Source organism: Streptococcus sp. SGI.013, assembly GCF_050315295.1.
In the GTDB taxonomy this organism is placed as follows: Bacteria; Bacillota; Bacilli; order Lactobacillales; family Streptococcaceae; genus Streptococcus; species Streptococcus porcorum.
Genome location: NZ_JBNPOS010000023.1, coordinates 16972 through 28721, shown reverse-complemented (window position 1 = coordinate 28721; position 11750 = coordinate 16972). Strand labels below are relative to the sequence as shown.

The following is an 11750-nucleotide window of genomic DNA, read 5'->3' as shown; positions in this document are numbered from 1 at the left end:
ATAGGTTTTGACATAATATCTCCTCAAAACTTATCATAAAAAGAAATCGCTAGAGTTTTCTCTAGCGATTTTTTGTTATAGGGAAACTTTATTAGGCTAAGCTATGATATAATGTTATCAATACTAAGAGGAGAGAGATAATGGGAAAGCGAATATTAGTCGTAGATGATGAAGAAAGCATTTTAATGCTGGTGAATTATCATCTTAATAAAGAAGGGTATCAGGTAGATACTGCAGAAGATGGAAAAACTGCACTACAGTTAGCTTTATCGGTAGATTATGACTTTATTGTTCTAGATTTAATGTTGCCTGGTCTTGATGGAATGGAGATTTGTCGGAAAATTCGTCAGACAGATACTGTGACACCTATTTTAATTTTATCTGCTAAAGGGGAAGAAATGGATAAAATTACAGCTCTTGATTTAGGGGCTGATGATTATATGATTAAACCTTTTAGTCCACGAGAGTTAGTTGCAAGAATCAAGGCAGTTCTACGTCGATCTAGTAAAGTTGAGGAGTCATTAGAAGAAAAAGAAGAGGTCTTAAAAGAGGGTGATCTGACGCTTTATATTGATCGTCATGAGGTTTATCGATTACATCAAGCCATCAAGTTAACGCCTAAGGAGTACGAATTGTTGCACTATTTGATTAAAAATAAGGGGTTAACGATCAGTAGAGAACGGTTGTTGGAAAAGGTTTGGGGATTTGATGTTGGGCAAGAAACCCGACTTGTTGATGTACACATTGGAAAGCTCAGAGAAAAAGTTGAAGAAAATGTCAAAGAACCACGTTATATTCAGACTATAAGAGGATATGGTTATAAATTTGTGGGTAATTTAGATGAAAAATAAGGAGCTTTTTCTAGGTATTTTCTTTTTCTTTCTTTTTATTGATCTTTATTTTTTGCTGACAAATGGCTCGTCTGTTATTGTCATGTGTATTCATCTCATTCTATTATTTTTGTGCTTGATGTTGATGATTGGGTATAGAAGAGAAAAAAGAGAATATCGGATTTTGCTATCTGTCTTAGAGGCGGCAGGTGCAGGGGAGTATCATAGAAGTTTTTTGACTTCTAGGTCTTCTGGTTTAAAAGAGTTAGGCCAAGAGGTGAATCGGTTATTAAATCAGTTAAAAATTGCTCAGCAAAATGAGGGACATGTGAGGGATAGTTTGGATGCTATTTTATCTTATATGCCTATTGGCCTAGTTTTATTTGATGCCCATCAAGACATTAAGCAAACAAGCAATAGTTTAGTCCATTTTGTACCTGAGTACAACAACTATTCGCTTAAAAATCTGAAAGATTTTCATCAACATGATATGAGAGCGTTTATCTATACTAGTTATTCTTCAAAACAAGTAATTGAAAAGGAATTTGATAATGATAGGGGCTTGGTTTTTCAGGCGACAGCTATCCCTATTTTAAATGATGATCATCAGATAAAAGAGGTCCTAGTTTTATTTTATGATGTTAGTCAGATACGTCACTTTGAGCGAATACAATCAGATTTTGTCACAAATGCCTCACATGAGTTACGAACACCAGTAACAGCTATTAGAGGTTTTGCGGAGACTTTGTTGGAAATGGATGATGAGGATGTTGTGAATCGTCGTGCCTTTCTTTCTATTATTCAAAAAGAAAGTCTTCGATTAGAACATATTATTAATGATATTTTAGTTTTAGCCCGAAGTGAGGTGGATAGAGAGCTTCTATTGAGTGAGATACCACTGCGCTCGTTGATAGATGATGTTGTTAAAGTTTTGGAAAAACAAGCGATGGCTAAGGATATTACTGTACATGTTTTAGGGGAGGAAAATCTGATATTTGAAACTGATCGGGAATTATTAATGCAAGTTTTGCTTAACCTTTTATCTAATGCCATTCGTTATAGCTTAGAAGGTGGGGAAATTTGGCTCAGCTTTGAAGCTAGTGAAAAGTCCATTATCATGAAAGTTAAAGATCAGGGAATTGGTATTGCTAAGGAAAAACAAGATCTTATTTTTGATCGTTTTTATCGTGTTAATAAGGGGCGAAGTCGTAAGAGTGGAGGTAGTGGTCTAGGTCTATCTATTGTTAAGGATTTAGTGAATCGTATGGGGGGCAATATTACGGTTGAGAGTGAATTAGATAAAGGGAGCACCTTTAGCCTTGTTTTACCATATATTAAGAAAGGTTTGTGAAAGAGAGTTAAACGCTAAAGGATATGAGTGAGATAGGGATGTGTAAGCTGGGGTTTGCCCAGCTTTTTTTGTCACCTAGTGCTTTATTTATAGACTATCTTTACATAATCTTTACAAAAATCCTAAATGATTCTTTACAAAGAGTTGCTAGAATAAAAGATGTCAATAAGAAATATCATTATCTAGGAGATGAAACAATGAAAATGAAAACAGTACTATCTATGGCAGCCCTTGGCTTGTTCAGCTTGGGTCTAGTAGCTTGTGGTGGAAATGGATCCAGTTCTTCTGGTCAAACGATTGAAGTTGTATCTCGTGAAGATGGATCTGGAACAAGAGGGGCATTTACAGAGTTAACAGGTATCTTGTCAAAAGAAAATGGTAAAGAGGTTGACAATACCTCGAAAGCTGCGGTTATTCAAAATAATACAGAGGTTGTGATTAGTACAGTGTCAGGTAATACGAATGCGGTAGGCTACATTTCTTTAGGTTCTTTAAATGATAAAGTTAAGGCTGTCAAACTAGATGGTGTAGAGGCTAGTGAAGAGAATGTTTTATCTGGAGAATATAAATTGCAACGTCCATTTAATGTTGTTTGGTCAGGCAAAGGTTCTGAAATTGTCACTGATTTTCTTTCTTATATTAACTCTAAGGAAGGACAGGCTATTGTCAAAGAAAATCATTATATTCAAGCAACAGATGCCAAAGCTAGCTATGAGGCGAAGTCAGTATCTGGCAAATTATCAATTGTAGGTTCAACTTCTGTAGCTCCTTTGATTGAAAAACTTGCGGAATCTTATTGTAAGCTGAATCCAGATGTTACGATTGATATGACAGCTAATGGGTCATCTGCTGGTATAACTGCTGCTAAAGAAGGAACAGCAGATATTGGAATGGTATCTCGTGAGTTAACTGATGATGAGCAGGCAGGTTTGACACACCAAGTGATTGCTTTAGATGGCATAGTGGTTATTACAAACAAAGATAATCAAGTTGACTCTCTTACAATGGATCAAATTTCTTCTATCTTCACTGGAAAAACAACGACTTGGTCTGATGTGAAGTAGGTTGGTCATTGTAGGTTAGTTAAAGAGTTGATGAGAACGACAGTGTGAGTTAGTGAAAAAGAGATGGAGGCTGGATGAAAGTCCAACCTCTATCATTTGGCTATTACTAATGCTAAATCATTGTGATGAAATGTTGATAGAATTCTTGAAAATGGTGTTGGACTTGAGTTGAGATTTAAAAAATCTTTTTGGTTTTGTGAGGTCACCTTACCCGTCTAGAGGTGATAAAGTTCAATCATCTGTTTTAGATGGAGAAGAAGAGTTGATGTTCTTTTTCCATCTCTTTAGAAAGGAGAGGAATGTGAGACGACAAAAATGGATAGAGGGTTTCTTTAAATCTTTATTTTTCTTATGTGCTATTATGGCTATTGTGTCCATTCTTTTGATATGTGTCTTTATTTTTAGAGGAGGGATTCCTTTTATTGCCAAATATGGATTAGGAAACTTTCTGTTTGGTAGTGATTGGTCCCCGTCTAATCAGCCCGCCAGTTATGGTATTTTACCAATGATGGTTGGGTCTTTGATGATTACGCTTGGAGCCATTGTATTGGGAGTGCCAGTGGGGATTTTCACCTCTGTTTTTATGGTTTACTATTGTCCTAAAAACCTTTATCCATTTTTGAAGTCTGCTGTCAACTTAATGGCAGCTGTTCCTTCGATTGTTTACGGATTTTTTGGGTTACAGTTATTGGTTCCTTGGGTTAGAACGATTGCTGGAAATGGCATGAGTGTTTTTACAGCTTCGATTCTTTTAGGAATTATGATTTTACCGACGGTTATCAGCCTATCAGAATCCGCTATTCGTACTGTGCCACAAGCCTACTATACAGGTAGTTTAGCACTTGGTGCCAGCCATGAAAGAAGTATTTTTAGTGCAGTGTTGCCAGCTGCCAAATCTGGAATTTTGTCAGCCGTTATTTTGGGGATTGGTCGTGCTATTGGTGAAACTATGGCTGTGATTTTAGTGGCAGGTAATCAGCCTCTTATCCCGGCAGATATTTTTTCAGGGACACGTACGATGATTACAAATATTGTTTTAGAGATGGCTTATGCTTCGGATGAGCATCGCGATGCTTTGATTGCGACCTCTTCAGTATTATTTGTCTTTATTCTTTTAATTAATAGTAGTTTTGCTTATGTGAAAGGAAAATCTGATAAATGAGTAAGTACTTATTAAAGACCTTAGTTTATGGCTTTAGTATTCTGACATTTTCATCTCTATTTTTGATTGTCGGTTTTATTCTGATTAAGGGGCTACCATATCTTAATGTAGACCTTTTTTCAACAACTTATACAAGTGAAAATGTATCGCTTTTTCCATCAATTTTAGTGACCCTTGCCTTAGTTTTAGGATCTTTGCTGATTGCTTTACCTATAGGGATATTTTCGGGATTTTACTTAGTGGAGTATGCTAAGAAAGAGTCTAAGGTGGTTAAAGTGATTCGATTAGCCTCAGATACTCTCTCAGGTATTCCTTCTATTGTTTTTGGCTTGTTTGGGATGTTGTTTTTTGTCATTTTTCTTAAATTACAATACTCACTTCTATCAGGGATTCTCACTTCTGCCATGATGATATTACCAGTAGTGATTCGCTCCACCGAGGAAGCTCTTATGTCTGTGAGTGACAGTGTCAGGCAGGCTAGTCTAGCACTTGGTGCTGGTAAATTGAGAACAACGTTTAGGATTGTTTTACCAGTAGCAATGCCAGGAATTTTAGCAGGTGTTATTTTGTCTATTGGACGGATTGTTGGTGAAACAGCTGCTTTGATGTACACTTTGGGAACGTCGAGCAATTTGCCAAATGGATTGTTATCATCTGGGCGTTCACTAGCGATTCATATGTATATGTTATCTAGTGAAGGATTACATGTGAACCAAGCTTACGCGACAGGAGTAGTGCTTATTCTAACCGTTATTATTATTAATGCTATTTCCACTTTACTATCTCAACAACTTATTAAGGGAGGACGTCAAAACACATGAGCAGATTCACAATTAAAAATATGAATTTATACTATGGTCAACATCATGCTTTGAAAAATATTTCTATCGATATTCCTGATAAAGGTATTATCGCCTGTATTGGACCATCTGGTTGTGGGAAATCAACTTTTTTGAAATCCCTCAATCGGATGAATGATTTAGTTGCTAATTGTCGTATTGAAGGTGACATATTACTAGATCAGGAAGATATCTATGATAAGAAGTATAATCTCAATAAACTTCGTAAAAAAGTCGGAATGGTTTTTCAGCAGCCTAATCCTTTTGCCTTATCAATTTATGATAATGTTGCCTATGGTCCCCGTACACATGGCATTCGTGATAAAAAATCATTAGATGCTATTGTTGAGAAAAGCTTGCGCCAAGCTGCGATTTGGGATGAGGTGAAAGATAATTTAAGGAAAAGTGCTTTATCTTTATCTGGTGGTCAACAGCAACGTTTATGTATTGCACGAGCTTTGGCGGTTGAACCTGATATTCTTTTAATGGATGAGCCAACAAGTGCCTTAGATCCCATTTCTACTTTAAAAATTGAAGATTTAGTCCAGGAGCTAAAAAAGGATTATACTATTGTGATGGTAACACATAATATGCAACAAGCTGCCAGAATTTCTGATAGAACGGCCTTCTTCTTATCAGGGGAGATTTGTGAGTATGGAGAAACAGAAACCATTTTTATGAACCCCAAAGATAAACGAACAGAAGCTTATATTTCAGGTCGTTTTGGATAAGGAGATAGAAATGAGAGAACAATTTGAAGCATCATTGCGAGAGTTAGAGAAAGACTTTTACAACATGTCGGATTTGGTATTAGCCAACCTTAAAGTTGCTTTGAGAGGTATTGGTAAACATTCTGATGAGGATGTTGTTGCTTTGTCAGGACGTGATGTCAAGATTAATCAATTTGAACTAGAGATTGAAACCAATTGTATTCTTCTTTTAGCATTACAAAATCCATTGGTGTCTGATTTACGCTTAGTAGTTGCTATTTTAAAAGCTTGTTCAGATTTAGAACGTATTGGAGATCATGCTTTAGCTATTGTTAAATTAAGTGCTAAACTTTCCTCTAGAGAAGGGCATCTTGAGCTGGATGAGGAAATCAATCGTATGGCACAGCTAGTTGAGCCGATGTTTGAAAAAGTTATGGCAAGTTTTAAGGAAAGAGATTTAAAGAGAGCTGAGCAACTAGCACAGAGAGATAATAAGGTAGATGATTATTTTTTGAATATTTCAAAACGTAGTTTATCTGAGATGAAGAATCAAGAAACATCTGTTAAAGCAGGTGTTGAGTACATCACTATTGCAGGTCATATAGAACGTATTGGAGATTACTTAACCAATATTTGTGAGCGTATTGTCTATTTGGAAACAGGAGAATTGGTTGAGTTAAACTAGCCTGGTCTGTTATGTAAAAAGTAAAAGAAGTGAGAGAGGGCTTTTTAGAGTAGTCCTTCTTGCTTTTTTGTCTCATGAATTGGTCCTCACCTTATCTTAGGATACTGTTGCGGAGAGTTTCCTTAAATAAAACCGCTTTAACCTTAAAGTAGCCTATCTGGCAACTAAAGCCTAAAGTTCCTGTCACATTTTTAATATAATCGCTATTGCTTTGTCATATTGCTTGAGTATGATAGACCTATCAAAACGTGAGAGGAAATAATAATAATGTTTAAAAACAAAATGAAATCAACTTTAGCTTTGGCAGCTGTATCAGGAGCAGCAATTTTTACTGGCGCTTCAGCTAGTGCGGATCAATGGGGTGCTCCTTATGGACAGGACTATGGTTATTCACAAGCTCCTGTGGCCACTTATATGCCAGAGCAAGTAGCACAAACCTACGCTGGAGATAGCAGCTATGCAACAGCAGATACAACAAGTACCACAACTAGTACAGTAGCGGCTACCACAACAAGTAGCTCATCTGATAACACTTATCCTGTTGGTCAGTGTACTTGGGGTGTTAAAGAGTTGGCTTCATGGGCTGGAAATAACTGGGGAAATGCAGCTGATTGGGCGACCAGTGCAGCTGCAGCTGGATTTACAGTAGGAACAACACCGCAGGTCGGTGCGATTGCGGTATGGAATGATGGTGGTTACGGACACGTTGCCTATGTGACAGATGTTCAAAGTGCTAATAGTATTCAAGTATTAGAATCTAACTATAATGGGAATATGAGTATCGGTAATTATCGTGGCTATTTTGACCCAACAACAGCTCAAGGAACAGTATCTTATATTTATCCAAATGCTTAACAGGCTGGATAGGTGATAAACTAAAAAGAGGGATTAAGCTTATGGCTTAATCTCTCTTTGGTTTATCTCTGAAGTTTTCTCATCAAACCTGCATTACATTAAGAAGAAGGAAAGAGAGCAGTCGGTTTTAAATTGTCCAATGGCATTGAGATTCCTAAAGAGTTTGAAGGAAAATTTAAGTTTGCCCGTCAACGCTCCAAATTAGCAGGCGAAATCCGAGGGACTTTCTTTGAGGTCAAGGGTGACTATTTGTAAGAAAAAACTAGCTTAGATTGTTCTAGGCTAGTTTTGTTGTTCTTGGTACCATTCACCCCAGTTCCGCATGGAATCAAAGATTGGCTTTAGAGAGTGGCCGAGTTCGGTTAGCGAGTATTCAACCCGCGGCGGGACTTCTGGATAGACCTTGCGGTCCACAATGCCCTTGGCTTCAAGGTCTCGCAGATTACTGGTTAGAACTTTTTGACTAATGGAACCGATAGAGCGTTGCAACTCGCCAAAGCGTTTGGTGCCGTCCATGAGGTCGCGTAGGATGAGGATGTTCCACTTGTTACCAATCAAAAGCAAGGTCGTTTCGACTGGGTGGCTGGGCGGCAAGTGGTATCTGGAGGACTTTGATCCCATTGAGCAGTTGCGAAAGAATGTCTATCTGACTACTTTTGCGTCTGGCAATGTCAATCAGGACAAGTTGCAGTAGATGTTTGATTATATCACGACCTATCAGGTACCGGTTGGGCCTGAGAAGGTCTTTAGCTTGGATACCATTCAAGAGGCTCACCGCTATTTAGAGGGGTCGGAGGCTTTTGGCAAGGTGATAGTGCTCAACGAGGAGGGCGATGATGACAGAACTACAAAAACGCAGTAAACACTATGCTCGCATCTTTGACCAGCAGGTCGGGCTCTATGAGGGCTACGCTCGCTGGCATGGGCCCAATGGCAAGTGCTTGTCCATTCTTATGTGGGTGTATTATAATCCCTGAGGTGTGACACAGAATTGGGTCAGCAAGAAGACTTACTCCAGTAAGCAGCAGACCTGATTCAGCACAACCAAGACATCGCCCAAGGCGGTGCGGCCTACAAGGACTATCTGATAGAGAATCAAGTCAACTACGACTTTATCTTTAAGGTGATGGGACAGGGTGACTACGTCGTGGCTTATTCGAAAGTCTGGATTGCAGGTCAGGACTAGGCCCACTTTGACATCTACCGCCTCAAAGATGGTAAGATTGTCGAGCACTGGGACAACAAAGAAGTCATGCCAGATAAAAAAGACTTGACAAATTTAGGGAAGTTTTAAGATTGTATGAAAAAGATCTGGACTCATAAGTCCAGATCTTTTTGTTACTATGAAGCTTTTATGGATGAATGATTTTTTGAAACAAGATACCTTTTTTGATTTCAGTTTCTTCATATTCTTAATCTAATTAATGAGGAGATAAATGAATCATCTCAATGCTCTCTTTTATTCGGATAAGAGTTTTAAGATTTGTTGTTCGATAAGCTCAAGGTCTCGTTTTTCATCCGTGCTAGTTGTCTCAAAAATAATCATCTGCATGAGGTAGGTGAAAAAAGGAGCTATGGCAGTGCGTATCACTTCGGATTTCTTGAGGTGATTTCCTTGACACAAGCGATTTTCAATCAAGTCAATTGAGGGAGCTAACCGACTGATCTGCTTACTGATAATTTTCTTAGTTTCAGGATTTGTCAGGAGTTCTTGTAGAATAATTTTTGCTAAGGAGCGATTTGCCTTAATGAAAGCGAAGCGATCATGGATGAAAAAGTGAACGATATCCTCTTTATTGTTAAACTGTGTCATAGTGTTTATAAAGGGGGTACTAAGCAGTTCTGCCATAGGTTGTAATACTCCCAATAATAAGTCTTCTTTGGTCTTAAAATATTTGAATACAGTTGCCTGACTAACTTTAGCCACTTCGGCTACTTGCATAGTGGATGTTCCATGGAACCCTTGTTTTGCAAATAATGTCATTGCTGCTAGTAGAGTTTTACGTTTACCTGCAGGCATCTTGGCTGTTTCTAAGTGTTTTTCGAAAGAAAACACAATGTTCTTTTCAGTCATGTCAAGCTCCTCTTCAGTGATTTTCTTTATTATATCATACTTTACGATAGCGTTTGAGACCAATGATGTTTGCAGTACTTAAAATGAAGAGAAAAACTAGTAAAATCAAGATATCAAAAGCAATACTACTCAGTCCATCACCATACATGATAACCTTGGTCAGAGCATCTCCAGAGTAAGAAAGAGGAAGGATTTTACCGAGGTATTGCACCCAATCTCCCATACTATCTAGCGGAATAATGCCAGAGAAAAAGAGTTGTGGCATAACTACTAGTGGTATAAATTGCATCATTTGGAATTCTGATTTCGCTAAGGTTGACAATAAAATTCCAAAGGCTAATGCTACTAGCGCTAGAATGAAATTTACGATAATAACATTGATAATATTTCCCGCAACTTCAATGTCAAGGAGCCAGATGGTCGAAACTACTATAACGATGGTTTGAATAACCGCAAGAATACCATAGGAAATCATGTAGCCAAAGACGATGTCACTACGCTTAACAGGAGTTGCCAGTAATCGGTCGAGAGTACCAGTTGTACGTTCTTTTAGAAGAGCCATTCCTGAAATTAAGAAAACAAAGAAGAAAACCATAAAACCCATGAGGATAGGAATCATTTTAGTAAAGAAACCTGTATCTTTATTACCATAGTCGTAGTATTCAGTCAGATTTGTAGATTTGCTGTCGTTCGTCGGAAGGAGAGCGGCTAGACTTGGATTTTTGCTAGTAGCTTGCTTGAGCTGAGTTATGAGTTCGTTAACACTTGATAGGCTAAGAACAGACTTAATAGCCTGACGGGTTAGAGCTGTCTTTGAAGAGTCTGTGTTGGAGTAGGTAACATCATATCCATTACCACTTGCTGTGAGAATGGCATCTACTGCTTGGTCATCCAATTCTTTTTGTGCATTTTCTTTATTACTGTATTCTTTAATAGAAATGTGATCCACATCGTCCAGATTTTTAACTAGACTACTTGGGACGTCAACGGTAGCAATGGTAACGGAAGTTGTGTTATTGGCAGAGAACATGACATTCATCAGCCACATGATGAGGATAGGTGCAACAAACATCATAGCTAAGGTACGCTTGTCGCGTAGCAATTCTTTTAGTACTTTTTTGGAAATGGCTAAGGTACGCATATCAGAGTTCCTCCTTATTTTCTGCTGCTAAAAAGGCGTCTTCTACCGTATTAACCCCGTATCGCTCTTTGAGATCTTGCGGCGTGTCAAAGGCAATGATCTCCCCGTATAGCAGAAGCGCAACTTTGTCAGTCAGCTCCGCTTCGTCCATGACATGAGTTGTGATGAAAACAGAACGTCCTTTTTGACGGATAGCATCAAGTTCTGTCCAAATTTTCCGACGAAGGGAAGGGTCAATTCCTACTGTTGGTTCATCTAAAATTAGCAACTCAGGATTTCCTAACAGGGCAATTGCGAGTGATAAGCGACGTTTCATTCCACCAGAATAGCCTGATACAAATTTGTCAAGATGCTCCTGTAAGTCGACGACCTTAGCTACATGGTGAATTTGTAGAGTTAGTTCTTTTTTGGCAATACCTTTCATTTGTCCATAAAACTCCAAATTTTCCAGACCAGTCAAAGCTTCATAGAGAGCATCTGACTGTGCCATATAACCAATTTTACCTAAGATATGACGATTAGGCATCTGAGTATTGAGTACCAGCGCTGTCCCGCTATCTGCTTTTTCCATTCCTAGCATGGTTTTAATCATGGTTGATTTTCCAGCCCCAGAAGGGCCAATCAAACCAATAATTTCACCTTTGTTGACTTCAAGAGTGACATTGTTTAACACTGTTTGTGCAGAGAAAGCTTTGTTCAAGTCTTTCAAATCAATGAGTTTTTCCATTGATAAACCTTCTTTCTAGTTCGTGAGTGAGTATTTGCTCACTTTTAAGAACAAAAACTATTATAGTGAGTACTCACTCACTTGTCAAGAGAAAAAATTTTTGAGCATTCATGATAAAAAATTCAGTTGCTTTTTGTTACTCACCATTTTGGAAAATCTAGGTATGATTGCTAGTGCCAAAGACTATGGTGTAGTGGTTATTTTTATTATCGCGGTGGACCGTGTGACTAAAATCTGGCCAGAAGAAAAACACAGACTGGTCGCATTTAGCCAAAAAGTCAAGAAACGCATTAAGAGTGTGGACTGATGTGT

12 protein-coding genes and 5 pseudogenes are annotated in these 11750 nt (G+C 38.1%); 13 read left to right on the top strand and 4 right to left on the bottom strand.

Translation table 11 applies throughout. The features are described from left to right. The first annotated feature begins 140 nt into the window (after window positions 1–140). The 9 genes and pseudogenes from ACQRDX_RS06845 to ACQRDX_RS06805 all read left to right on the top strand — a co-directional run. On the top strand, window positions 141–851 hold the full coding sequence (locus ACQRDX_RS06845; protein WP_427895491.1) for a response regulator transcription factor: 711 nt from the start codon (window positions 141–143) through the stop codon (window positions 849–851). Next, window positions 841–2181: a sensor histidine kinase gene (locus tag ACQRDX_RS06840; RefSeq protein WP_427895493.1), complete on the top strand. Its 1341-nt coding sequence runs from the start codon at window positions 841–843 to the stop codon at window positions 2179–2181. The genes ACQRDX_RS06845 and ACQRDX_RS06840 overlap by 11 nt, the downstream gene beginning before the upstream one ends. A gap of 197 nt (window positions 2182–2378) precedes the next feature. After that, complete coding sequence (locus ACQRDX_RS06835) at window positions 2379–3245, top strand: substrate-binding domain-containing protein (RefSeq protein ID WP_427895495.1); 867 nt, start codon at window positions 2379–2381, stop codon at window positions 3243–3245. Window positions 3246–3564: 319 nt separating this feature from the next. After that, on the top strand, window positions 3565–4407 hold the full coding sequence (gene pstC / locus ACQRDX_RS06830; protein ID WP_427895539.1) for a phosphate ABC transporter permease subunit PstC: 843 nt from the start codon (window positions 3565–3567) through the stop codon (window positions 4405–4407). Continuing rightward, window positions 4404–5228: a phosphate ABC transporter permease PstA gene (gene pstA / locus ACQRDX_RS06825; RefSeq protein WP_427895497.1), complete on the top strand. Its 825-nt coding sequence runs from the start codon at window positions 4404–4406 to the stop codon at window positions 5226–5228. Before pstC ends, pstA begins: the two co-directional genes overlap by 4 nt. Beyond that, the gene (gene pstB, locus ACQRDX_RS06820) at window positions 5225–5977 is read left to right on the top strand and encodes a phosphate ABC transporter ATP-binding protein PstB (protein WP_427895499.1); all 753 of its coding nucleotides are present in this window, start codon (window positions 5225–5227) and stop codon (window positions 5975–5977) included. The genes pstA and pstB overlap by 4 nt, the downstream gene beginning before the upstream one ends. A 10-nt stretch (window positions 5978–5987) precedes the next feature. Then, a complete protein-coding gene (phoU, locus tag ACQRDX_RS06815) occupies window positions 5988–6641 on the top strand; it encodes a phosphate signaling complex protein PhoU (RefSeq protein ID WP_427895501.1) in 654 nt (217 codons plus the stop codon). Window positions 6642–7082: 441 nt separating this feature from the next. Beyond that, window positions 7083–7496: pseudogene (locus ACQRDX_RS06810) on the top strand (CHAP domain-containing protein); the annotation flags it as partial. Between the two features lie 102 nt (window positions 7497–7598). After that, window positions 7599–7751: pseudogene (locus ACQRDX_RS06805) on the top strand (phage tail protein); the annotation flags it as partial. 27 nt (window positions 7752–7778) lie between these two features. Here the strand turns inward: ACQRDX_RS06805 and ACQRDX_RS06800 are convergent. Beyond that, window positions 7779–8117 carry a winged helix-turn-helix transcriptional regulator gene (locus ACQRDX_RS06800; RefSeq protein ID WP_427895503.1) on the bottom strand — a complete coding sequence of 113 codons (339 nt, stop codon included), beginning with the start codon at window positions 8115–8117 and terminating at the stop codon, window positions 7779–7781. Here ACQRDX_RS06800 and ACQRDX_RS06795 point away from each other — a divergent pair. The 3 pseudogenes from ACQRDX_RS06795 to ACQRDX_RS06785 form a co-directional block, all read left to right on the top strand. Beyond that, window positions 8062–8358, top strand: a pseudogene (locus tag ACQRDX_RS06795) (zinc-binding dehydrogenase); the annotation flags it as partial. The gene ACQRDX_RS06800 and the pseudogene ACQRDX_RS06795 sit on opposite strands and share 56 nt — an antisense overlap. Then, window positions 8333–8470 (top strand): annotated as a pseudogene (locus tag ACQRDX_RS06790) (MarR family transcriptional regulator); the annotation flags it as partial. The pseudogenes ACQRDX_RS06795 and ACQRDX_RS06790, both read left to right, overlap by 26 nt. A 47-nt stretch (window positions 8471–8517) precedes the next feature. Next, window positions 8518–8790, top strand: a pseudogene (locus ACQRDX_RS06785) (nuclear transport factor 2 family protein); the annotation flags it as partial. 165 nt (window positions 8791–8955) lie between these two features. On the opposite strand, the gene ACQRDX_RS06780 reads toward ACQRDX_RS06785, so the two are convergent. From ACQRDX_RS06780 to ACQRDX_RS06770, 3 genes are read right to left on the bottom strand one after another with little or no spacing between them, the layout of a single operon-like run. Next, complete coding sequence (locus ACQRDX_RS06780; RefSeq protein ID WP_427895505.1) at window positions 8956–9570, bottom strand: TetR/AcrR family transcriptional regulator; 615 nt, start codon at window positions 9568–9570, stop codon at window positions 8956–8958. Between the two features lie 34 nt (window positions 9571–9604). After that, entirely contained in the window at window positions 9605–10711 is a 1107-nt protein-coding gene (locus ACQRDX_RS06775; RefSeq protein ID WP_427895507.1) for an ABC transporter permease, read from the bottom strand. A 1-nt stretch (window position 10712) separates the two neighbouring features. After that, entirely contained in the window at window positions 10713–11438 is a 726-nt protein-coding gene (locus ACQRDX_RS06770; protein ID WP_427895509.1) for an ABC transporter ATP-binding protein, read from the bottom strand. Between the two features lie 163 nt (window positions 11439–11601). On the opposite strand from ACQRDX_RS06770, the gene ACQRDX_RS06765 reads away from it, so the two are divergent. Further along, window positions 11602–11745, top strand: a complete 144-nt coding sequence (locus ACQRDX_RS06765; protein ID WP_427895511.1) for a hypothetical protein — start codon at window positions 11602–11604, stop codon at window positions 11743–11745. Window positions 11746–11750: the final 5 nt, after the last annotated feature.

What these genes read in the sequence shown, in the direction of transcription:
- ACQRDX_RS06835 (WP_427895495.1), top strand. Translation starts at nt 2,379, where the DNA reads ATGAAAATGAAAACAGTACTATCTATGGCAGCCCTTGGCTTGTTCAGC.
- ACQRDX_RS06845 (WP_427895491.1), top strand. Translation starts at nt 141, where the DNA reads ATGGGAAAGCGAATATTAGTCGTAGATGATGAAGAAAGCATTTTAATG.
- ACQRDX_RS06780 (WP_427895505.1), bottom strand. Translation starts at nt 9,570, where the DNA reads ATGACTGAAAAGAACATTGTGTTTTCTTTCGAAAAACACTTAGAAACA.
- ACQRDX_RS06800 (WP_427895503.1), bottom strand. Translation starts at nt 8,117, where the DNA reads ATGGGATCAAAGTCCTCCAGATACCACTTGCCGCCCAGCCACCCAGTC.
- ACQRDX_RS06770 (WP_427895509.1), bottom strand. Translation starts at nt 11,438, where the DNA reads ATGGAAAAACTCATTGATTTGAAAGACTTGAACAAAGCTTTCTCTGCA.
- ACQRDX_RS06840 (WP_427895493.1), top strand. Translation starts at nt 841, where the DNA reads ATGAAAAATAAGGAGCTTTTTCTAGGTATTTTCTTTTTCTTTCTTTTT.
- pstB (WP_427895499.1), top strand. Translation starts at nt 5,225, where the DNA reads ATGAGCAGATTCACAATTAAAAATATGAATTTATACTATGGTCAACAT.
- ACQRDX_RS06775 (WP_427895507.1), bottom strand. Translation starts at nt 10,711, where the DNA reads ATGCGTACCTTAGCCATTTCCAAAAAAGTACTAAAAGAATTGCTACGC.
- ACQRDX_RS06765 (WP_427895511.1), top strand. Translation starts at nt 11,602, where the DNA reads ATGATTGCTAGTGCCAAAGACTATGGTGTAGTGGTTATTTTTATTATC.
- pstA (WP_427895497.1), top strand. Translation starts at nt 4,404, where the DNA reads ATGAGTAAGTACTTATTAAAGACCTTAGTTTATGGCTTTAGTATTCTG.
- phoU (WP_427895501.1), top strand. Translation starts at nt 5,988, where the DNA reads ATGAGAGAACAATTTGAAGCATCATTGCGAGAGTTAGAGAAAGACTTT.